A 19,568-nucleotide genomic window follows, 5' to 3' on the forward strand; every position below is an offset into this window, starting at 1 on the left:
CTCACGGCGCCGGTAGCACATGGCAGGCTAAACAGATCTCCCAGGGTAATTCGCGCGACCTTCCTGCTTATGCCTGTCGGATCTACGTCACAGCGTTCCGTGCAAGTATCGGGCTTTGAAGATATTGGCCTTCTTACCCCGCTGTGCCGCCTAATCCGCTTCCTGTTCGTCAGGCCAGCATTTTGCCTCGGGCTTTCTTCAGATTCGCAGTCGCCCGCGACACCCTTGCCTCTGGCTAACACTTCCCCTTGCCGGGTGTGTAGAGGACTTGCACCTCCAAGTCACCAGCGTGGCCACCACAGCCAAGCTGGTTGCGCTTGCGCGCAACGCGCCATGCCTGGCGCACCAATAAAAAGCCCCGCCAAGTGCGGGGCTTTTTTTGATTCCTTCGACCCTTGGAGCCGAGTGATCTTTGTGGCGAGGGGATTTATCCCCGCTGGGCTGCGCAGCAGCCCTACTCATCTTCCTGGCACACCGAGTTGCCTGGTTTGGGGCCGCTTCGCAGCCCAACGGGGATAAATCCCCTCGCCACAGGTTTCCTTGGTATCCCTGTGGTGGGGCTTACTGAATATCTTCCGGCTTGACGATCACCCAGTTCTTGTCCGCCGTCACCGGCAGTCCTTCCTTGGCCTGGGCCGCGGCGTGCTTGGCCATCATGCCGTTGATCTGGGTCATGTATTTGTCCTTGCGGTTGACCCACAGGTGGATGCCGCCCTTGGCTACGTCCACATCGTGGAACAACATGTAGCCGTCACTGCTCGGCGTGTCGCCAGCGACCAGCACCGGTTTTTTCCATTCGTCGATGTACGTCAGGATCGCCGCGTGCTTGCCGGCCATCCAGGTCGCCGGGGTCCACAGGTAAGGCGTGTACTCCAGGCCGAGGTTGGCCTTCTCGTCATATTTGCCGGCGGTGATCTGCTTGCGCGCGGTGGTCAGCTCGCCGGTCTTGCGGTCCTTGAGCAGCGTGGTCACGCCGATGACGTTCTGCGGCTTGAGGTTGTAGCCGTACTTCGGATCGGAGGCGACCATGCGCACCAATTCTTCGGAAGCGGCGGTCATGACATAGACCTCGATGCCGTTTTCCATCAGCTTGTTGTACAGCTCAGCCTGGCCGGTGAAGACTTTCGGCGGGTTGACGTTGTACTGGACCACCTTGTCACCGTCGTAATAGGTGGTCGGCACTGGCTTGCCGGACGCCATCAGTTCGTCGACATAACCCTTGAGTTCCTTGAGCGTGAAGCCCGAGAACACCTGGGCCACCCACGGATAGCAGACCATGTCGTCCACTTCGCACAGGCGGTAGTAATAGCTGAACAGGCTTTCCTTGTGATCGGCGGTGTCCTTGAACGGCATCAGCTTCAAGGACGGGTCCAGGGTTTCCCGGGTGATGAGGCCCTTGTTCTCCATGAACGGCAGCAACGACTCTTCCAGATCGTAGCGGTAACTGGTGTTGTCCATGTCGAACACCGCGTAGTTACCCTTGTTGGCGTTAGCCGCGATCATCGTCTCCAGAGCCTTGGCTTGTTCCGCCGGCCAGTGTTTGAGATCGGTGGCCAGTGCCTGGCCGGCGAGACCAAGGCTCAAGGCGACAGCGAGAAAACGAGGTGCGAGTTTCATCGGCATTTCTCCCGGGTTCAAAAGAACTCGACGCTAACAAATGGTTGTGACAGTCCTCGCCTACCCGCGACCGCTTGCGTCTTGATTGCGCCAGCGACGTATCCGTAAACGTCGCTGCCTTATTCCATAAACGACAATCTACATGCGTTTTTAGTATTAATTCATTAGTTATCAGGCTGTTAGGCTTCCCGGCTCACAGTCGCGGCTTCGGGCGACTGGCACGCCTTGTCGGAGTCTTTTTGATGAATCTGCCGCTGACCCTCAATCTTCTGGTGTTCCTCGCCTTGCTGTTCGGCCTGGCGCAAACCCGTCACCGCACCTGGAGCCTGGCCAGGAAAGTGCTGCTGGCGCTGGTACTGGGCGTGGCGTTCGGTCTCGCCCTGCACACGATTTATGGCGCCGGCAACCCGGTGCTCAAGGCCTCGATCGGCTGGTTCGACCTGGTGGGCAACGGCTACGTGCAGTTGCTGCAAATGATCGTTATCCCGCTGGTCTTCGCCTCGATCCTCAGCGCCGTGGCCCGCCTGCATAACGCCTCGTCCCTGGGCAAGATCAGCTTCCTGACCATCGGCGCGCTGCTGCTGACCACCGCCATCGCCGCGCTGATCGGTATTGGCCTGACCAACCTGTTCGGCCTGACCGCCGAAGGCCTGGTGGCCGGCCCCCAGGAACTGGCGCGCCTGCAAGTGATCCAGAGCGACTACGCCGGCAAGGTCGCCGACCTGAATATCCCGCAATTGCTGCTGTCGTTCATTCCGCAGAACCCCTTTGCCGACCTGGCCCGGGCCAAGCCGACCCCGATCATCAGCGTGGTGATCTTCGCCGCGTTCCTCGGGGTCGCGGCGCTGCAGTTGCTCAAGGACGACGTGGAGAAAGGCCAGAAAGTGATCAACGCCATCGACACCCTGCAAAGCTGGGTGACGCGCCTGGTGCGGCTGGTGATGAAGCTGACGCCGTACGGTGTGCTGGCGCTGATGACCAAGGTGGTGGCCGGTTCCAACCTGCAGGACATCATCAAGCTCGGCAGTTTTGTCGTGGTGTCGTACCTGGGGCTGGGCCTGATGTTCGTGGTCCATGGCCTGCTGGTGTCTGCTGCCGGGATCAACCCGTTGCGCTTTTTCCGCAAGATCTGGCCGGTGCTGACCTTCGCCTTCACCAGCCGCTCAAGCGCGGCCACCATCCCGTTGAGCATTGAAGCCCAGACCAGCCGCCTCGGCATTCCACGGACGATTGCCAGCTTCAGCGCCTCGTTCGGCGCCACCATCGGCCAGAACGGTTGCGCCGGCCTTTATCCGGCCATGCTGGCGGTGATGGTCGCGCCGACTGTGGGCATCAACCCGCTGGATCCGGTGTGGATCGCGACGCTGGTGGCGATTGTGACGTTGAGTTCGGCCGGTGTGGCCGGGGTCGGTGGCGGCGCGACGTTCGCCGCGCTGATCGTGCTGCCGGCCATGGGGTTGCCGGTCGCGCTAGTGGCGTTGCTGATTTCCGTCGAACCGCTGATCGACATGGGCCGTACGGCGTTGAACGTCAGCGGCTCGATCACCGCCGGGGCGATTACCAGCCAGGTGATGCAGCAGACTGACAAGGCGTTGCTGGATGCCGAGGAACATGGGGAGTTGGTACACGCTTGATGGGCGACACCTGATCGATTGATCGTTCCCACGCAGCGTGGGAACGATCTACGCTTGTCTCAACGTTTCTCCCACACCTCGAAGCTGTAGGCCGGTTTGTCGCCTTCAGCCGGGTTCGGCTGGTTCGAGACCAACGTCCACTGGCTCGAATCGAATTCCGGAAACCAAGCATCCCCCTCCGGGCTCAAGGCCACGCGGGTCAGGTACAGCCGATCCGCCTGCGCCAGCGCCTGAGCGTACAGTTGCGCGCCGCCGATCAACATCAGCTCATCGACGCCCTGTTCCAGTGCCCAGGCCTCGGCGCGCGCCACCGCCGCCTCCAGCGTGGAAAAAACCTCCGCGCCCTCCAGCACCAGGCCTGGCTGACGGCTGACCACGATGTTCAGGCGTCCCGGCAGCGGTCGACCGAGGGAATCCCAGGTCTTGCGCCCCATGATGATCGGCTTGCCCAGGGTGGTGGCCTTGAAGTATTTGAAATCCCCCGGCAGGTGCCAGGGCATGCTGTTGTCGACACCGATCACACGGTTTTCACCGAGGGCTGCGATCAGGCTTAGGGGAAGAGTTTTGTTCATGGCGGCGAGGATACCAGAGGCTCGGCGTACCCCGACAGGCTTCACAGCGGTTATGCTCAACCCTCATTCGAGCAACGGAAACCCTCGTGACAGTACTGCAGAACCTCTGGTTGACCGAGACGATACGCCTGCGTGAAGAACACGCCGGCCCGCTCCAGGACCAGGAAGCCAATCGCCTGGCCCGTGCGGCCGGCGGCGACTTAGCCACTCGCATCCACCACCGTGCCCGCTGGCTGGCCGAGCGCGATGGCCTCACCGAGGCCCTGCGCCATTGGTTGCAAGGGGCGCGCCTGGCGCTGATCGCATTGGCGCTGATCGCCATCATCAGCGGCGCCGGCCTGGGATTTGCCGCACTCGGCGACGGGCTGACACCGGTCAATGTGTTCTGGGCCTTGGGCAGCCTGTTGGGGCTGAACCTGATCCTGCTCATCAGCTGGGCACTGGGCCTGATATTCGCTGGCGAGCAAGGTGCCACGCTGGGACGCCTGTGGTTGTGGCTCAGTGAAAAACTCGCTCGCGATGCCAAGGCCGCCCAACTGGCGCCGGCCCTGCTGCTGTTGCTGCAACGGCACAAGCTCAATCGCTGGGCCCTCGGCGTGTTGGTCAATGGCCTGTGGCTGCTGGCGATGCTCAGCGCGCTGGCCATCGTACTGATGTTGATGGCGACCCGGCGCTACGGCTTCGTCTGGGAAACCACCCTCCTCGGCGGCGAGACCTTCGTCGCCATGACCCAGGCCCTCGGTGCGCTGCCCGCCCTGCTGGGTTTCAGTGTGCCGACAGTGGAAATGATCCGCGCCAGTGGCGATGCCGCCCTGAACATCGAGAGCGCGCGCCAGGCCTGGGCTGCCTGGCTGGTCGGTGTGCTGCTGGTCTATGGCCTGCTGCCGCGCTTGTGCTTGGCACTGTTGTGCCTGTGGCGCTGGCGGCGCGGCCGCGCCACGCTGCGCCTGGACCTGAACCTGCCGGGCTACGCCCAATTGCGTGAACGGCTGATGCCCAGCAGCGAGCGACTGGGCGTCAACGACGCCGCCCCCGCGCAATTGCATCCCATCGAAAATGCTGCCAGTGCAATAAACAGCGACGGCGCGCTGCTGGTGGCAATCGAGTTGGACGATCGGCCCTGGCCGCCCAAGCTGCCCGAAACCGTGAAAAGCGCCGGCATTCTCGACAGCCGCGAGTCGCGCCACAAACTTCTCGAGCAATTGTCGCGCTTTGCGCCGGCACGCCTGGCAATTGCCTGCGACCCACGCCGTTCGCCGGACCGCGGCAGCCTGGCGCTGATCGCCGAGCTGGCCCGCAGCGCCAGCGCCACCCGCGTCTGGCTGTTGCAGGCGCCGCCTGGCGAAGCGCTGGACGCCGAGCGCCTGGGCGACTGGCACACCGCACTGCAACAGTTGCAGTTGCCCTTCGCCGACTGCATGCCCTTGAACTGGCTGGAGACCGGCCATGACTGAACCCATGAAGCCGCTGAAGCTGGCGGTGGTCGGCCACACCAATGTCGGCAAGACCTCGCTGCTGCGTACCTTGACCCGCGACGTCGGCTTCGGCGAAGTGTCCCATCGCCCGAGCACCACCCGCCATGTCGAAGGTGCGCGCCTGTCGGTGGACGGCGAAGCGCTGCTGGAACTGTACGACACGCCGGGCCTGGAAGACGCCATCGCCCTGCTCGATTACCTCGAGCGCCTGGAGCGTCCTGGCGAACGCCTCGACGGCCCGGCGCGCCTGGCCCGCTTCCTCGAGGGCAGCGAGGCGCGGCAACGCTTCGAACAAGAAGCCAAAGTGCTGCGACAACTGCTCGCCAGCGACGCCGGGCTTTATGTGATCGACGCCCGGGAACCGGTGCTGGCCAAGTACCGCGATGAATTGGAAGTCCTCGCCAGTTGTGGCAAGCCGCTGCTGCCGGTGTTGAATTTCGTCAGCAGCGCCCACCATCGCGAGCCCGACTGGCGCGAAGCCCTGGCGCGATTGGGGCTGCACGCCTTGGTGCGTTTTGACAGCGTGGCTCCGCCCGAGGACGGCGAGCGACGCCTGTATGAGAGCCTCGCGCTGTTGCTGGAAAGCGCACGTGGGCAACTGGAACGCCTGGTCGCCGATCAACAGGTCCAACGCCTGGCCCGCCAGCAGAGCGCGGCGCGCTTGATCGCCGAACTGCTGATCGACTGCGCCGCCTGCCGACGCAGCGTCGCCAGCGACGCCGAACTGGAACGCGAGGCCATCAGTGAACTGCGCAAAGCGGTGCGTCAGCGCGAGCAGCGCTGCGTCGAAGCCCTGCTCAAGCTTTATGCTTTTCGTCCCCAGGACGCCGCCGCCAGCGATCTGCCGCTGCTCGACGGACGCTGGGGCGATGACCTGTTCAACCCCGAGACTCTCAAGCAACTGGGCGTACGCGTCGGTGGCGGGATCGCGGCGGGCGCGGCGGCGGGGGCTGGCGTGGACTTGTTGGTGGGCGGCCTGACCCTTGGCGCCGCCGCCCTGGCCGGGGCCATTGTCGGCGGCACCCTGCAAACCGCCCGCAGCTATGGCAACCGGCTGATGGGCAAGCTCAAGGGGCAACGGGAATTGACCGTGGACGACAGCGTGCTGCGCCTGTTGGCCCTGCGCCAACGCCAACTGCTGCAAGCCCTCGACCAGCGCGGCCATGCGGCGATGGACAGCATCCGCATCGCCACGCCCCTGGACAAGACCTGGCGCGAGGGCAAGCTGCCCGAAGCCTTGAACAAGGCGCGGGCGCATCCGCAGTGGTCATCCCTCAATCCCCAGGCGCGGTTGAGCCAAGCAGAGCGCCAGGAGCTGATCGAGCAGTTGGCTGAGCAGCTCTAGACATCCCCTGCCTGAACCGGGGATAAGGTGGACATAGTTTGTGGCGAGGGGATTTATCCCCGCTGGGCTGCGCAGCAGCCCCAAAACCTGACACCTCGGTTTGTCAGGTCAATAGCGTTCAACCATTTTTGGGGCGCTTCGCACCCCAACGGGGATAAATCCCCTCACCACAAAAAAGCAGCGCTGCCCCTTAGTCAGTCGTCGATCAATGCCTTGAGCGCCAAAGCCGCTTCAACCAACTCCAGCTCGCTGAACACTTGCACGCCATGGCGCTTGAGCAGCGCCGCCGTCACGCCTTCGCCGCTGACCTTCACACCGCTGAACGTTCCGTCATAGGTCAACAGGTTACCGCACGATGGGCTATTGGCCTTGAGCACGGCGATCCGGATGCCGTGTTCGCGCACCAACGCCAGCGCTTGATGCGCACCGGACAAAAACTGCGCACTCACATTTTCGCCGTCGGTGGTGATGACCAGTGCCTGGCCGTCGAGCACTTGCCCACCCTGCCCGCCAGGAATCTCCGCCGCCGCCCGGGGCGTAGGCAAACCGCCGGCGACTTCCGGGCATAGCGCCACGATCCGGCCTTCGTCGAGCCATTGCTGCAATTGATCGAACGGCCCACTGGCACCGCCGTCGTAGCGCACGCGATGCCCGAGCAGGCAGCGACTGACCAGGATCTTTTCCATCATCAGAACAACTCGTTGCCGCGACGGCGGAACCAACCGGTCAAGGACAGGCGATCACGCGTGGCCGGCAGTACTTCATGGGGAATGTCCCCCGACAGGAACACCACCAGACAACCGCCGATGGGCACCACGTCCTGTTCCAGGCTCTCGTCCAGGTACATGCGCAACTGGCCGCCGTGTTCCGGCAACCAGTCGTCATTGAGGTAAAGCACCGCCGACACTGTGCGTCGGTCGTCATCGCGGAAGCGGTCGACGTGCTTGAGGTAGAACGCGCCAGGCGGATAGAGGGCAAAGTGGCTTTCGAAGTCTTCCAGGCCCAGGAACAACCCGCGATTCATCGCCTCGCGCAGGCTGTCCATCAGCGCCAGGTAATGGTCGCAGGCTTGCGCCTGGCCGGGTTCGATCCACTGAATGTGATCACCCCGGATCCCTTCGCGGATCTCCGAGAACGGCCCGCGCCCGACCGCTGCCGGGGCCAGTTCGCCCTCGGCGGCACGCTGGCGGCATTCGGCCGCCAGGGCGCGGGTCAGCGCCTCCGGCAGAAAGAGGTCCTGCTGCGACCAGCCGCGCTCGGCCAGGTCGTCGACGATACGTAACAGCAGCGGGTGATCAGAAGGTATTTGCATGGCGCGCATAGTATGCCTGTGCCTGCAAAACCGACAGCGACGCTCGGCAGGTTTTTTGCCGCCAGATAGCACCATCGTACGAACTTGATACGAATTCTCGACAAGACCCCACACCCCACGGAGAATAGTCGGCTGCTGACAGGAGTCCCTATGCGCCGTTTGCTTTTCTCACTGTTGATGTTCTGCGTTTTGCCCGCCTGGGCAGACAGCTACGACCAGTTGTACAAGGTCGCCGGTTGGCCGGAACAGCGGGCGCATTTCAATGACGCCTTGAGCGCCGCCCAGCAGCGCTATCAGAGCAGCCTGCCGCCGGCGGTGTTCCAAGCCTTGGTGAACAACAGCAATCAACGTTTCGCCCCCCAGGCCATGGACCAGCGGGCCGAGGCGCAAATGCGCAAGAATTTGCGTGATCCCAGCCCGGCCCTGAGCTTTTTCCAGTCGCCCCTGGGCCGCAAGGTCGTGGCGGCCGAGTTGCTGGCGACCCGGCGCGATCAATTGGCGAAAAACGCCAAGGGCCTGCCGAAGATGCCAGCCAGCGACAACCGCTTGTTGATCATCGGCCACCTGGCCCAGGCCCTGCCCGCCCGCGAGGCCGGCGCCGAAGTCAGCCTGGCGATCGCCGGCGTGGCGGCCGACAGCCTGAGTTCGATGATCCCGGGGCTGCTGGGCGGCGGCCAGGCCCAGGGCATGCTCGACAGCCAGCGCCAGCGGTTAATGGAACAGATCGGCGCGGACCTGAACAACACGCTGCTGTACGTCTACCGTGACCTGACGGATACCGAGCTGGAAGAGTTCGCCACCTTCGCCGAATCGACCGAGGGCCAGGCTTATTATCAAGCGGCCCTGGCGGCGATTCGGGCGGGGTTGGCAGTGGGGCAGAATCTCGGGCAGTAGTTCAGCGCCGAACCCGGCTCATCCGCTTCGTCAGAAACCCAAACATCTCCTGGCGCAACGCCAGCGCCTCATTTGCCAAGTGATGGCGTCCCTCGGGCAACATCAACACCTGCGGCCGATCGAACTTGCTGCGTAGCACTTGCAGGTTGTGAATCCAATCCACCGTCATGTCCGCCTGCCCCTGCACGATCAATGGCTGGCGCGGGCTGCTCGGGGCGGCTTCGATACGCTTGATCCATTGCCCCAACGCGCCCACCCAGGCGGTGGGCAGGCGTAGCGGTTGCAGCGGGTCGGCTTGCAGGAACGGCAGGAAGTCCGGGTCGGTGGAGTTCTCGCTGAAACGTCGGGCAATCCCCCTTACGAAGGGCTTGAGCAGGTAATAGCTCAGGCGCGACCAGCCCCAGGCCCGCGGCCGCACCAGGGGTGACAGCAGGATGACCTGGCCCTGGGCCGGGCTCTGTGCCCCCTGGTTGAGCACGTGATCGACGACAATGGCCCCGCCGGTGCTTTGCCCGCACAGGTGCCAGGGTTGCGGCAGGTCGAGTGTCCCGGCCTCGGCCAACAGGCCCTGCAAGGTGGCCTGGTACTCGGCAAAATCCTCGATGCTGGCGCGCTCGCCACTGGACAGGCCGTGGCCCGGCAGATCACAAGCGATCACCGCGAACTTCTGCTCCAGAGCCCACTCGATCAAGTGGCGATACAGCCCCATGTGATCGTAATAACCGTGGAACACAAACAAGGTCGCCACGGCTTTTTCCGGCCACCAGACCTGGCTGACCAGTTCATACCCACCCACCTCGAAACGCCCCAATCCCTTGCGCACACTGCGTTGGGGAAAGTCCAGGCCATAGAACCGCTGGTAGGCCTGGGCTTGCTCGGACAGGGCTTGCCACTGGGCCAGCGGCTGCAGGCTGGCACGCAGGAGATCGGGGGCGAAAGTGGCAGGCATCAAGATTTCCAGGCATAGGCGCATCGCGCGAAACAGACTTTGTAGGCCTGCGATATTCATCTGTCGCGGCAGGCATGGCAAGCTACGCGGCTTCAGAGGATCGACTCCATGCGCCCGTCCCACCGCACAGCCTTGCTCGCCAGCCTGCTCGCCCTCGGATGCGCCGTCGTATTGTGGATGGCCTACGACTGGTTCCAAGGCCGTTTCCTGCGGGCTTTCAGCCAACACACCGCGGTGTTTTCCGGCGACCCGCTGCGCCTGCCTGCCGATCTGGCCGGCCCCGGCGCAATACGCCTGGTGCATTTCTGGGACCCGGCGTGCCCGTGCAACGTCGGCAACCAGCAACACCTTGCCGAGTTGGTCGATAAATATGTACCGCAAGGCGTCGAGTTTTATGCGGTACAAAAAGCCGGCAGCCAAGGTCAGCTGCCGGTCACGTTGAGTCACTTGAAAACCCTCCCGGCGCTCCCCGGTTCAAGCCAGATTCCTGCAAGCCCGGCCGTAGCGATCTGGGATCGCAGCGGCAAACTGGCGTACTTCGGCCCCTACAGCGAAGGCCTGACCTGCAACTCGAGCAACAGCTTCATCGAGCCCATTCTCGAGGCGTTGAGTGTCGACCGGGAAGTTAGTGCGACTCACACGTTGGCGGTGGGCTGTTATTGCCCATGGTCGGTTTCAAACTGACGAATTAACTACAACGCGTATTACACCTCTCCCTCTTGGGCAGCGACAAAGTTGAGACTAGTGCTTGCTTCTAGAGCTCTTGCTCAAAGTAAGGGCCCGGGCTGAACCGTTTGTCGGATCCAATTTTTCCAAACGACGCCATTACCGCTCCTTTTCGGCCTGTGCCCCATGCCAGACGGGTTGTGCAGGGCATTTCAGCCCGGTTGACCGTTTAGCTGAATCGATTAACAGCGGTCGTGCCAGCATGAACTTTTTTTTAATCTCTTCTCTAAACCTCGTGACCAGCAAAATGTTTATTACCCGTGCAGTCGCGCGGCGGCGCTAACCCGAGGAAGTTTCACACGCCTTTTCATCGTTCAACTTGTCGACCCTTCTAACCAAACAAGAAATGGAATCGTCAGTGATGCAAAAGCTGCTATGCGCTGCACTTTCCAATCCCTATAAAGAAGATGCCCTCAACCTCGAGGCGTTCGTCCAATGCGTCGCTCCGCTCATGATCGATGTGTTGCTGCGCGGCGAGACGGGTACCGGTAAAGACACGCTGGCAGAAAAGATCCATCGCATGTCCGGCTGCTCCGGCAAGTTCGTGGCCATCAACTGCGCCGCCATTCCCGAAACCCTCGCCGAGAGCCAGCTCTTCGGGGCCAACACCGGCGCATTTACCGGGGCCAGCCAAAATCGCGCGGGGTTCGTCGAAGCCGCACATAACGGCACGCTGTACCTGGACGAAATCGACAGCATGCCGTTGGGCCTTCAAGCCAAGCTGCTGCGAGTCCTGGAATCCAGGACGGTCCAGCGCCTGGGCTCGACCCAGAACATCCCGGTGAACATGCGAGTGATCGCCTCCGCCCAGTGCCCGCTGGGAGAAATGGTCGAACGTGGCGAGTTTCGCAGGGACCTTTATTTTCGCCTGAACATCATCAGCCTCAAGCTGCCGCCACTGCGCAGCCGCAAGGAGCGCATCGTGCCGCTGTTCCAGTCGCTGGTGCGCCGGGAGGCCCAGGCACTTGACCGGCCCTACGTCGCGCCGTCGCCAGCGCTGTTGCGCCAACTGCTCGGTTACGCCTGGCCTGGCAACATCCGCGAGCTGCAGTCCGCCGCCAAGCGGTACGTACTCGGCTTGCCGGCGCTGCCCCGCGCCGAGCAACTGGAACACAGCAGCTCGACGCTCAAGTTGAAAGAACACCTGCAGCAGTTCGAAAAAATCCTCATCGAGGACTGCATGCGCCGCCACCATCATTGCATCGACAAGGTCATCGCCGAACTGGGTATCGCCCGGCGCACGCTGTATTACCGGATGAAGTGCCTGCAAATATCGACGAGTTGAGTGGGATCGGTGGAACCGTTTACGCAACGATCGCCACTTAACCAGCGAGACGCTCACGATCGTCTCGCCATTCCACAACCCGGAGATACGACTATGAGTTTTGGTGGACTTTCTCTCGCGGCTTCCACGGCTGCCATGCAGCAGATGGACGCGACCTCGGCTGCGATGACAACCATGAAATCCGAATTCGACCAGAAGAAACTGGTCGCTGACACCATGAACGCAATCGCGGCAGGGTCGATGGACACCGCAACCAAAGCCATCACCGCCATGGGGGAAGCCTCGAAAAACATACGATTCTGACCCTCTCGCTTTAGCCCCGCTCCGGCGGGGTAACCTCAAGCGCGATGCGAGGAGGCCCTATGCACATCGACTTGCCAGACAGCCTTCGAGCTCTCAGGGACCTGTCCCATGACGAACCTGCGCCGACTCCGCCAGGCCTGCACCTGGCGCTGCACGGAGCCGGCGACCGGTTGCGAGAGTCGCTCGTCCAGTGGGGCAACGAAAAGGGTTCGGCGGGCGGACAGTCCCGACCTGGTTGGCCGAGCCCCCAGGACGGATTCGCCGCAGAGACCCAAGACCCCTTGCGCCTGGTACTGGAAGACATCCTGGAAGAGATCAACAACGGCACCGGCTCCAATCTCGACGTCGATATCGATGACGCCTATTCCAATGAAGACCTGTTCAACGATCTGGCCCAGATGTTCGCCTATCGCCGACAGCCCATCGGTGACAACGATGTCGACAGCCAAAGCGATTTCGGCAATGCCAACAACCCCTTCTGTGGCGCGCTGTTCGGCGCCTGGGAGATCGAGGGCGATCACGCCACGCGGCGCAGTCGTCATGACGCGAGCCTGTCGCTGCTGCTCAAGATCATCGCGGTCCTGGGCCGCAGGAAACTGCTGACGCTGCTGGATATCGACGAAGGTGACGGCCAGGCGCGGTATGAACCAGACGACCAGGACCTGTTGTTCGAGATCGCCGCATTCATGGACCAGCATCCGACGCGCTATCCCCCGCCAGCGACCCTCGACGCAGAACGGTGGACATGGACCGAACGCATTGCCCGCGGCACAGCGCTGGATGCCCGCGAAACCCGGTTGTTCCAACTTGCCCTGGAAGAGCTGGACTTCGCCCTCGCCCGCCTGGCCGGCCAGCAAGCCCCGCCGCGTCAGCGTGCCCGGCGCAGCCGGGAAGAAATCGAGTTTCACCTGAGCGTCACCGGTAGCGCTCGCAACGTCTTGAGGCTGATGTGCGTCTGAAGGCACCCGACCTTTGAGTTTTCAAACCGACCGTTGAAACAGGAGACATTCCGTGGACATACACGCCATCGACCCCAGCAACCTCGCCTCCACGTCCGCCAAAACGAGCGCCAGGCCACCAGCGAGCGCCGAGACCAGCGATGTCAGTTGGTTCACTGCACAAATGCGCGAGAAAGCCCCCGCCCCGAACAGCGAAAACAATGTCGCGGCACGCATCATTGACTCGCTGTCGAGCCGCTCCGGTGAACTGCAGCGCCTGGACGACCGCGCCAACCGGGACATGCTCAAGGCCATCCGCACTGCCGACCCGCAGGACATGTTGCAGTCGAACCGCTCACTGTCGTCCTTCCACCTGGAAAGCCTGATGACCGCGAAAGTGGTCAGCAAAGGCTCCCAGGCCATCGAGAAGCTCACCAATCTTCAGTAAAGGGAAGGCCGGTCATGTCCAAGCGCGCGTTCTCGACACTGTTGCTGTGCCTGCTGCTCACCGGTTGCGACGAACGGACGGCGCTGCACAGCCATCTTTCCGAGCAGGATGCCAACGAAGTGATCGCCGAGCTGGCGAACAAGAACGTGGAGGCGAGCAAGCAAGTCGACAAAGACGGGTTGACCGTGCTGGTCGAGCCAGCCGACATGAACAGCGCCGTCCAGGTACTCGAAGCCGCCGGCCTGCCGCGTCGCTCACGTTCCAGCCTGGGGGAGATCTTCCGCAAGGAAGGGGTCATTTCCACGCCGATGGAGGAGCGTGCCCGCTACATCTATGCGCTGTCCCAGGAGCTCGAATCGACGCTGTCACAAATAGATGGCGTGGTGCTCGCCCGGGTCCATGTGGTCCTGCCGGAACGGGTGGCCCCGGGTGAGCCGGTCCAACCCGCATCGGCCTCGGTGTTTATCAAGCATACCCGTGCGCTGGACCCCGACAGCATCACCCCGCGCGTGCGCAACCTGGTCGCCAGCGGGATTCCCGGCATGGCTGACGCCGCCCAGAATCCGGCCAAGCTATCGGTGGTATTCGTTCCCGCCGCGCCGTATCAGGAACGGCGCAAGATGGCGTATTTCGGCCCCTTCCTCATGCAGGCCGACGACATCGGCTATTGGCGGGCGGTGACCGTGACGGCAAGTATCACCTTGCTCGCCATCCTGATGGGCGTCTTGTATGGCCTCTATCGGCTGTGGCGCAACGGCGTGTTGGTACTGCCACGATTTCTCGATCGCACGCTCACCAAACCGGCCGGGACGCCCGCCGCCCCCCAAAACAGCATGACACCTGGGCTGTTCGCCGTGAAAAACCCAGGGACCAAACCCGACCGTAGCGGGACCGCCGCATGACGGCGGAGATTGCATGGGTTCGCTGGTGGACCCTCGCCTGGCGCGAAGCAGACCGGGGCTGGTATTCGTCAGCGCTTTGCCTGCTGACCGCGCCACAGATCGACGCCCTCGCCCCAGCGCAGCATGCCGCGCTTGCCCGCAGCTTCGGTATGACGCCGTGCACGCCCCCCCAACCCAGCCCGGCGCTGCAATCGCTGTTCTGCGGCACGCCCCGGACCTTGGTCCTTGCCTGCGAATTGGTGGCGAGCACCTGCGCACCGTTAACGGCAACACAGGCACTTTCGGTGCAGGACCGGGCCTGGTGCGAGCGCACCGCCAAAGCCCTGCGCCCGGGACACTGGCTCGAACAAGACCAGGATCCGCTCGCCCTGCTGCGTGCCTGGCTGGGCGAACAGGCCTGGGAACGGGCGCGCCTGGCGTTCCCACGCGACAGAATCATCGCCATCGAATCGGCACCCGCCCCTCAACCGCCAGCTGCCAAGCTGAATACGCTTTGGCAGTCCGCCTGCTGGAAAGCTGAGCAAAGCCTGACAGCCTCGGCACCTACCCAAACGGAGAGACACGATGCTCGCTCGGCGTTCGCTTGAACTGCGCCCTGATGGCCAAGGCTTGTCGCAGCCCTACATCGCTCGCGAAACCCTGGTCGATTGTGCCCGCGCACAGGTCATCCTCGAACAGGCCCAGGCCCAGGCCGCGCAATTGCTTGGACGCGCCAGCGCAGAGGCGGACGCGACCGTGCTCAAGGCTCAAGCACAATTCTGGGAAAAGGCCGAAGCCGTGCTCGCCGCCTGGGAAGCCCAGCGTCAAGCCATGTGGGAACGAATCGAAACGAGCGCTGCACACGTGGTCAACGAGGCCCTGGGGACGCTGTTGAACGAAGTCCCGGAGCAGGCACGCATCGATGCACTCGTCCGCCAACTGGCGTCGCGTCAGGACGACCCGGTCAGCGCCACCCTTCGCTGTCATCCTGAAGACCTGGCAAGCCTGACCCAGAGCCTGGGCATCGACGGCCGACGCCCCTGGACGCCGGTGGCCGATGTCGACATGGAACGACATCAACTGAAGCTGGAAACGCCGGGCGGTACATACCTGCTCGACTGGCCCACCGCCGTCGAAACCCTACGCCTGCCCGAACCACAACCCATCACCGCAAGCTGACCCATCGCTTTCGCGAGCAAGCTCGCTCCCACAGAGGATTGTTGGTGACTGCCATACCTGTGATCCCACAGGAGAAACACGATCACCCAGAACCAGGTCGGCTATAAGGCCGCCTCACGGTGGACGTTGATCTCGGCGCCCCGTTAACCACGCTGGCCGAACGCAGGCATTGTGGAGTGGGCATCCCGGCATGGATGCCGGGATAGCCGCGATGGGCCATGGATGGCCCTTCGCGGCGGGCCCACGGAGCAATGCCGGAGTGAGGGCACACCGAGCCTAGGCGAGGTGCCGAGTGGTGGGGCATAAAGCGTTTTGCTTACTTTTGACTGGGCCGGCTTCCGGGCTTTTCAAAAGTGAGCCGCCGTCAGGGCGGAACCCTAAGTGGCCGTTACCGCAGCAATGGATATGTACGCAGTCAACAAGAGCATGGCCGGCTGTCAGGCCGCCATCGCGAGCAAGCCCGCTCCCACAGGAGAAACGCGCCCCACTCCCGACGCCCATTTTTTTCCTCATTCACGCGGAACCGCCAACGGCACAGGCGCCACTCACCTCGTGAATATGCCCAAGCCCAGAGGAACCGCCCATGTCTTCCACCGATGCCGTCCAGCGCCGCCTCGACACCTACTTCCAACGCGCGACCGACAACGTCAACAACGCTGCGATGAACGCAGCGGAAAGTCAGTCGCTCGACGACATGCACTCATTCCTGACCAGCATGAACGGCATGTCCGTCGCGGTGAACGCAGCGACTCAACAGACCACAGCCCATCACAACCTCGCCAAGGCGATCATCGATGCAATGCCATGAGCTGCGCACACAGCTCACCCGCTGGAACGCCGACGTCGATGGCCCGGAGCGGTTCACCGTTGTCATCGACGAGGGCGAAGCAACGTTCAGCAAGCTCGACGAAGGCCTGCTGGCATCGGTCGAACTGACCGTCCCGGTGACCCATGAGGTGGCTCTGGAAGACCTGCTTCGGCTGGCGCACCCAAGCCTCTCACGATTTCCCGGCGCGCTGGCTCGTTCGCCGCAAGACGGTCGGTTGTGGCTGCTGGCGCAAGTGCCGCTGGACGGGCACATCGACGACTTGATCGAGGTGCTCGAAGCACTGCTCAACCAGCGTGATACCTGGCAATCCATTCTCAATAAAGACCAACGTGCCGTTGCCACGCCTGTGGCGCGACGCCTCTCGCACTCTCACTTGCTCGGAACAGGAATCCGCCATGCCTAACAGGTGGCTTGCACCGTACCGCTTGATGACCGCAGGCAAGGTACACCTTCGCCAGTCGATCACACGCCGCTGGGCGAAACCTTCGCTGATCGCACTGGCATTGGCCGGCGCGCTTGGCGCTGGCATGCCGGCAGAGGCGGCCATACCGACCGACTGGAAGAACACGCCTTACGCCTACGACGCCCAGAGCACACCGCTGGCCAAGGTACTCGGCGACTTCGCCAATACCTTCGCCGTGCAACTGGTAATCGACGGCACGGTGAAAGGCACCGTCGACGGGCGGATGCGCGCCGAAAGTCCCCAGGCGTTCCTCGACAGGCTCGGCCTGGAAAATCGCTTCCAGTGGTTCATGTATGGCAACACGCTGTACGTCAGCCCCTTGCAGAACCAGGACTCCACGCGCCTGGAAGTGTCCGCCGATGCCGTGCCGGACATGAAGCAAGCCTTGACCGACATCGGCCTGCTGGATCCGCGCTTCGGCTGGGGTGAATTACCCGACGAAGGCGTGGTCCTGGTCTCCGGCCCGGAACGCTATGTGCGCTTGGTGGCGCAGTTTGCCGAAGCGCGCAAGACCCCCGAGGAAAAGCAGGAAGTGATCAGTTTTCCGCTGCGCTATGCCACCGCCGCCGACCGCAACGTCAAGTACCGCGGCGAAACGCTGGTCATCCCCGGGGTCGCCAGCATCCTGAAAGGCTTGCTGGAAAGTCGCAGCGCCGTGTCGGGGGGCATGCAGACGGCCTCGCCCCAGGCATCGTTCCAGAACATGCAGACCCAGCAGTCCATGACCATGGGCAATATCGAACAGTTGGCGTTGAACGGCATGGGTCGGCCGAATACCAGCCGTGTACCGTCCGGCGCGAACAGCGGTGCAGGCGCTCGGGGCAAGATCCGCGTCGAAGCCGACGTGCGCAACAACGCGGTGCTCATCTACGACGCACCCAAGCGGCGGGAAATCTACACGCCGCTGATTCGCGATGTGGACGTGCCGCGCAAGCTGGTGGAAATCGATGCGATCATCCTCGACATCGACCGCACGCAACTGGCTGAGCTGGCCTCGAACTGGAACGTCGAGAGCGGCGATCTGATCGGCGGCGCCTCGATGATTCGCCCTGGTGCCAGCTCGACGGTGTTCATTCAGGACTACGGCGATTTTTCCGCGCAACTGAGGGCCCTGGAGGGCCGTGGCCTGGCCTCGGTGGTGGCAAACCCTTCGGTACTGACCTTGGAGAACCAGCCGGCGGTCATCGACTTCAGCCGGACCGAGTACATCTCGGCCATCGGCGAGCGCGTCGCCACCGTCGAGCCCATCACGGCAGGCACCAGCTTGCAGGTCGTGCCCCATGCCATCGAGACCGGGGGCCGCAATCAGATCCAGATGTCCCTGGACATCGAGGACGGCCGCATCGAACCCTCGGAAGTCGGCCAGCAGACGCCCAGCGTGCGCCGGGGCGTGGTCAGCACCCAGGCTGTCATGGGGGAAAGCCGGTCATTGGTGGTAGGCGGTTTTCATACCGAAGAGACCGGCGACAACCTCGAACGAGTGCCATGGCTGGGGCGCATCCCGCTGATCGGGCCGCTGCTGTTTTCCTCGACCACGCGCGAGACCAGTCGCCGCGAACGGGTGTTCATCCTGACGCCTCGCCTGATCGGTGACCAGGTCGACCCGGCCCGCTACATCTCCGCCCTTGACCGTGAACAGGTCGACAGCGCCATGGCCCGCCTGGAAGAGCGTCGCAACGGCACCCGCCCCGTCGGTCGTATCGAGGTCAGCGATGTGCTCGCCCAACTCGCCGACGGCAACATTCCGGCCACGTTCAAGCAAGCGGCGTCGATTCCTTATTCGCCCGACACATTGTGCGCGTTGCAACCCGGGCTATCGCTGGACGCTGCCCGGGCCCAATGGTTCGCCGGCCCCGATTACGGCATCGCCGTCGGCGTGGTACGCAACGATGGCCAGCAAAGGTTGCGCTTCGACGAAGCGAGTTGCGGTAGCCGCTGGGCCCTGGCCACCTCCGCCTGGCCGAAGGTGTGGCTTGAGCCCGGTGAGGAAACGGAAGTGTTCGTGGTCATGAAACAACCCACACGCACGCCAGGCGGCGAGCGCCCTTCTCTTCTGCAAACCAGCGCGAGGACCCTGCCATGAGTCGCACGCCACTGCTGCTCGTTTTATTGCTGAGCCTGCCGGTGTTCGCCGGCTGCGCGTACCGCTCAGGCTGCCAGGGCGATGCCTGCAGCCGCGCCGAACCGGACAACGGTCGGCTGGTGATCTGGTGGTCACCCGGCATGCGCGGCGGCCTTGGCTCCCCCGAACACCCACTGGACCATACGGTCGTCCCATTGGAGAACTGAAACGCTATGTCTTTTTCGGTACACAGCGTAAGCACTCGCCAGGCCTTCCAGAAGAACATCATCGCCGGCATCGCGACGTATTGGGAAATAGCCCCAGGCATTGAGTTCTGTCTGCGACGCGAGCCACACAGCGTGGGGCTCGCCTTACAAATACAAAGCCAGGCGCTGCGTGCAAACCAGATCCAGCATGCCCTCGAACGGCGTTTTGCCCAGCCGGCCGACTACGCGCAGCTGTTCGTATTTCTCGATCCGCAGCGGGCACTCGTGGTCTGGCAGGCGCTGCCCGACGCGCCGCTATCCACTGAGCTGCTTGATGAAATCCAGTCCCGTCAGCTGTCACTGCTGGGCCTGGAAGACCTCGATGATTACTCGGCCACGTATTGAGCGAAACACAACGAACTGTTTGGACCGGGAACATGGTGAACCTGT

At 63.0% G+C, this 19,568-nt stretch carries 22 protein-coding genes; 17 read left to right on the top strand and 5 right to left on the bottom strand.

Annotation, left to right across the window (positions count from 1 at the left end):
• Nucleotides 1–561 precede the first annotated feature (561 nt).
• The gene (locus tag BT116_RS29250) at nt 562–1,617 is read right to left on the bottom strand and encodes an HAD family hydrolase (protein WP_063323941.1); all 1,056 of its coding nucleotides are present in this window, start codon (nt 1,615–1,617) and stop codon (nt 562–564) included.
• Nucleotides 1,618–1,859: 242 nt separating this feature from the next.
• Here BT116_RS29250 and BT116_RS29255 point away from each other — a divergent pair, with 242 nt between their 5' ends.
• Nucleotides 1,860–3,251 carry an L-cystine transporter gene (locus BT116_RS29255; protein ID WP_072349199.1) on the top strand — a complete coding sequence of 464 codons (1,392 nt, stop codon included), beginning with the start codon at nt 1,860–1,862 and terminating at the stop codon, nt 3,249–3,251.
• A gap of 59 nt (nt 3,252–3,310) precedes the next feature.
• Here the strand turns inward: BT116_RS29255 and BT116_RS29260 are convergent, their stop codons facing one another.
• A complete protein-coding gene (locus BT116_RS29260) occupies nt 3,311–3,823 on the bottom strand; it encodes a dihydrofolate reductase (RefSeq protein ID WP_063323939.1) in 513 nt (170 codons plus the stop codon).
• An 86-nt stretch (nt 3,824–3,909) separates the two neighbouring features.
• Between BT116_RS29260 and BT116_RS29265 the strand changes: the two genes are divergently transcribed.
• Nucleotides 3,910–5,277: a DUF2868 domain-containing protein gene (locus BT116_RS29265; protein WP_072349201.1), complete on the top strand. Its 1,368-nt coding sequence runs from the start codon at nt 3,910–3,912 to the stop codon at nt 5,275–5,277.
• Nucleotides 5,270–6,643 (top strand): GTPase/DUF3482 domain-containing protein, encoded by a 1,374-nt coding sequence (locus tag BT116_RS29270; RefSeq protein ID WP_072349203.1) that lies wholly within the window; start codon nt 5,270–5,272, stop codon nt 6,641–6,643. The genes BT116_RS29265 and BT116_RS29270 overlap by 8 nt, the downstream gene beginning before the upstream one ends.
• 194 nt (nt 6,644–6,837) lie before the next feature.
• Here the strand turns inward: BT116_RS29270 and BT116_RS29275 are convergent, their stop codons facing one another.
• Together BT116_RS29275 and BT116_RS29280 are read right to left on the bottom strand one after the other, a co-directional pair.
• Complete coding sequence (locus BT116_RS29275; protein ID WP_072349227.1) at nt 6,838–7,329, bottom strand: 2-thiouracil desulfurase family protein; 492 nt, start codon at nt 7,327–7,329, stop codon at nt 6,838–6,840.
• Nucleotides 7,330–7,331: 2 nt separating this feature from the next.
• Nucleotides 7,332–7,964 (bottom strand): 2OG-Fe(II) oxygenase, encoded by a 633-nt coding sequence (locus tag BT116_RS29280; protein WP_072349205.1) that lies wholly within the window; start codon nt 7,962–7,964, stop codon nt 7,332–7,334.
• 141 nt (nt 7,965–8,105) lie between these two features.
• Between BT116_RS29280 and BT116_RS29285 the strand changes: the two genes are divergently transcribed.
• Complete coding sequence (locus tag BT116_RS29285; RefSeq protein ID WP_063323934.1) at nt 8,106–8,849, top strand: DUF2059 domain-containing protein; 744 nt, start codon at nt 8,106–8,108, stop codon at nt 8,847–8,849.
• Between the two features lies 1 nt (nt 8,850).
• Here the strand turns inward: BT116_RS29285 and BT116_RS29290 are convergent, their stop codons facing one another.
• Nucleotides 8,851–9,798: a phospholipase BipL gene (locus BT116_RS29290; RefSeq protein WP_072349207.1), complete on the bottom strand. Its 948-nt coding sequence runs from the start codon at nt 9,796–9,798 to the stop codon at nt 8,851–8,853.
• Nucleotides 9,799–9,906: 108 nt separating this feature from the next.
• Here BT116_RS29290 and BT116_RS29295 point away from each other — a divergent pair, with 108 nt between their 5' ends.
• The 13 genes from BT116_RS29295 to BT116_RS29355 all read left to right on the top strand — a co-directional run bounded on the left by BT116_RS29295 (nt 9,907) and on the right by BT116_RS29355 (nt 19,523).
• Nucleotides 9,907–10,482, top strand: a complete 576-nt coding sequence (locus BT116_RS29295) for a DUF6436 domain-containing protein (protein ID WP_072349209.1) — start codon at nt 9,907–9,909, stop codon at nt 10,480–10,482.
• A gap of 403 nt (nt 10,483–10,885) precedes the next feature.
• Complete coding sequence (locus tag BT116_RS29300; RefSeq protein ID WP_063323931.1) at nt 10,886–11,809, top strand: sigma 54-interacting transcriptional regulator; 924 nt, start codon at nt 10,886–10,888, stop codon at nt 11,807–11,809.
• 93 nt (nt 11,810–11,902) lie between these two features.
• Nucleotides 11,903–12,112 carry a type III secretion system major pilin HrpA gene (locus tag BT116_RS29305; RefSeq protein ID WP_003177441.1) on the top strand — a complete coding sequence of 70 codons (210 nt, stop codon included), beginning with the start codon at nt 11,903–11,905 and terminating at the stop codon, nt 12,110–12,112.
• Nucleotides 12,113–12,171: 59 nt separating this feature from the next.
• Nucleotides 12,172–13,071: a type III secretion protein gene (locus tag BT116_RS29310; RefSeq protein ID WP_072349211.1), complete on the top strand. Its 900-nt coding sequence runs from the start codon at nt 12,172–12,174 to the stop codon at nt 13,069–13,071.
• Nucleotides 13,072–13,123: 52 nt separating this feature from the next.
• Complete coding sequence (gene sctI / locus BT116_RS29315; RefSeq protein WP_072349214.1) at nt 13,124–13,498, top strand: type III secretion system inner rod subunit SctI; 375 nt, start codon at nt 13,124–13,126, stop codon at nt 13,496–13,498.
• Nucleotides 13,499–13,512: 14 nt separating this feature from the next.
• A complete protein-coding gene (gene sctJ, locus BT116_RS29320; RefSeq protein ID WP_072349216.1) occupies nt 13,513–14,400 on the top strand; it encodes a type III secretion system inner membrane ring lipoprotein SctJ in 888 nt (295 codons plus the stop codon).
• Nucleotides 14,397–14,987 (top strand): type III secretion protein, encoded by a 591-nt coding sequence (locus tag BT116_RS29325; RefSeq protein ID WP_072349218.1) that lies wholly within the window; start codon nt 14,397–14,399, stop codon nt 14,985–14,987. The genes sctJ and BT116_RS29325 overlap by 4 nt, the downstream gene beginning before the upstream one ends.
• Entirely contained in the window at nt 14,965–15,558 is a 594-nt protein-coding gene (gene sctL / locus BT116_RS29330; protein ID WP_072349220.1) for a type III secretion system stator protein SctL, read from the top strand. The genes BT116_RS29325 and sctL overlap by 23 nt, the downstream gene beginning before the upstream one ends.
• Before the next feature lie 583 nt (nt 15,559–16,141).
• Nucleotides 16,142–16,366, top strand: a complete 225-nt coding sequence (locus BT116_RS29335) for a type III secretion protein (protein WP_014340714.1) — start codon at nt 16,142–16,144, stop codon at nt 16,364–16,366.
• Nucleotides 16,353–16,790 (top strand): type III secretion system chaperone, encoded by a 438-nt coding sequence (locus tag BT116_RS29340; protein WP_072349222.1) that lies wholly within the window; start codon nt 16,353–16,355, stop codon nt 16,788–16,790. The genes BT116_RS29335 and BT116_RS29340 overlap by 14 nt, the downstream gene beginning before the upstream one ends.
• Nucleotides 16,783–18,933 (top strand): type III secretion system outer membrane ring subunit SctC, encoded by a 2,151-nt coding sequence (gene sctC / locus BT116_RS29345; RefSeq protein ID WP_072349224.1) that lies wholly within the window; start codon nt 16,783–16,785, stop codon nt 18,931–18,933. The genes BT116_RS29340 and sctC overlap by 8 nt, the downstream gene beginning before the upstream one ends.
• A complete protein-coding gene (gene hrpT / locus BT116_RS29350) occupies nt 18,930–19,139 on the top strand; it encodes an HrpT family type III secretion system protein (RefSeq protein WP_063323923.1) in 210 nt (69 codons plus the stop codon). Before sctC ends, hrpT begins: the two co-directional genes overlap by 4 nt.
• A gap of 6 nt (nt 19,140–19,145) precedes the next feature.
• On the top strand, nt 19,146–19,523 hold the full coding sequence (locus tag BT116_RS29355; RefSeq protein WP_063323922.1) for a hypothetical protein: 378 nt from the start codon (nt 19,146–19,148) through the stop codon (nt 19,521–19,523).
• The last annotated feature ends 45 nt before the right edge of the window (nt 19,524–19,568 follow it).

It is taken from the genome of Pseudomonas sp. NFACC16-2, assembly GCF_900119205.1.
GTDB classification, from domain to species: Bacteria; Pseudomonadota; Gammaproteobacteria; order Pseudomonadales; family Pseudomonadaceae; genus Aquipseudomonas; species Aquipseudomonas fluorescens_Q.

Bases quoted from the DNA above. Each gene is read 5' to 3' on its own strand.
- BT116_RS29250 (WP_063323941.1), bottom strand. From the start codon at position 1,617: ATGAAACTCGCACCTCGTTTTCTCGCTGTCGCCTTGAGCCTTGGTCTC.
- BT116_RS29255 (WP_072349199.1), top strand. From the start codon at position 1,860: ATGAATCTGCCGCTGACCCTCAATCTTCTGGTGTTCCTCGCCTTGCTG.
- BT116_RS29260 (WP_063323939.1), bottom strand. From the start codon at position 3,823: ATGAACAAAACTCTTCCCCTAAGCCTGATCGCAGCCCTCGGTGAAAAC.
- BT116_RS29270 (WP_072349203.1), top strand. From the start codon at position 5,270: ATGACTGAACCCATGAAGCCGCTGAAGCTGGCGGTGGTCGGCCACACC.
- BT116_RS29275 (WP_072349227.1), bottom strand. From the start codon at position 7,329: ATGGAAAAGATCCTGGTCAGTCGCTGCCTGCTCGGGCATCGCGTGCGC.
- BT116_RS29280 (WP_072349205.1), bottom strand. From the start codon at position 7,964: ATGCGCGCCATGCAAATACCTTCTGATCACCCGCTGCTGTTACGTATC.
- BT116_RS29285 (WP_063323934.1), top strand. From the start codon at position 8,106: ATGCGCCGTTTGCTTTTCTCACTGTTGATGTTCTGCGTTTTGCCCGCC.
- BT116_RS29290 (WP_072349207.1), bottom strand. From the start codon at position 9,798: ATGCCTGCCACTTTCGCCCCCGATCTCCTGCGTGCCAGCCTGCAGCCG.
- BT116_RS29295 (WP_072349209.1), top strand. From the start codon at position 9,907: ATGCGCCCGTCCCACCGCACAGCCTTGCTCGCCAGCCTGCTCGCCCTC.
- BT116_RS29300 (WP_063323931.1), top strand. From the start codon at position 10,886: ATGCAAAAGCTGCTATGCGCTGCACTTTCCAATCCCTATAAAGAAGAT.
- BT116_RS29305 (WP_003177441.1), top strand. From the start codon at position 11,903: ATGAGTTTTGGTGGACTTTCTCTCGCGGCTTCCACGGCTGCCATGCAG.
- BT116_RS29310 (WP_072349211.1), top strand. From the start codon at position 12,172: ATGCACATCGACTTGCCAGACAGCCTTCGAGCTCTCAGGGACCTGTCC.
- sctJ (WP_072349216.1), top strand. From the start codon at position 13,513: ATGTCCAAGCGCGCGTTCTCGACACTGTTGCTGTGCCTGCTGCTCACC.
- BT116_RS29325 (WP_072349218.1), top strand. From the start codon at position 14,397: ATGACGGCGGAGATTGCATGGGTTCGCTGGTGGACCCTCGCCTGGCGC.
- sctL (WP_072349220.1), top strand. From the start codon at position 14,965: ATGCTCGCTCGGCGTTCGCTTGAACTGCGCCCTGATGGCCAAGGCTTG.
- BT116_RS29335 (WP_014340714.1), top strand. From the start codon at position 16,142: ATGTCTTCCACCGATGCCGTCCAGCGCCGCCTCGACACCTACTTCCAA.
- BT116_RS29340 (WP_072349222.1), top strand. From the start codon at position 16,353: ATGCAATGCCATGAGCTGCGCACACAGCTCACCCGCTGGAACGCCGAC.
- sctC (WP_072349224.1), top strand. From the start codon at position 16,783: ATGCCTAACAGGTGGCTTGCACCGTACCGCTTGATGACCGCAGGCAAG.
- hrpT (WP_063323923.1), top strand. From the start codon at position 18,930: ATGAGTCGCACGCCACTGCTGCTCGTTTTATTGCTGAGCCTGCCGGTG.
- BT116_RS29355 (WP_063323922.1), top strand. From the start codon at position 19,146: ATGTCTTTTTCGGTACACAGCGTAAGCACTCGCCAGGCCTTCCAGAAG.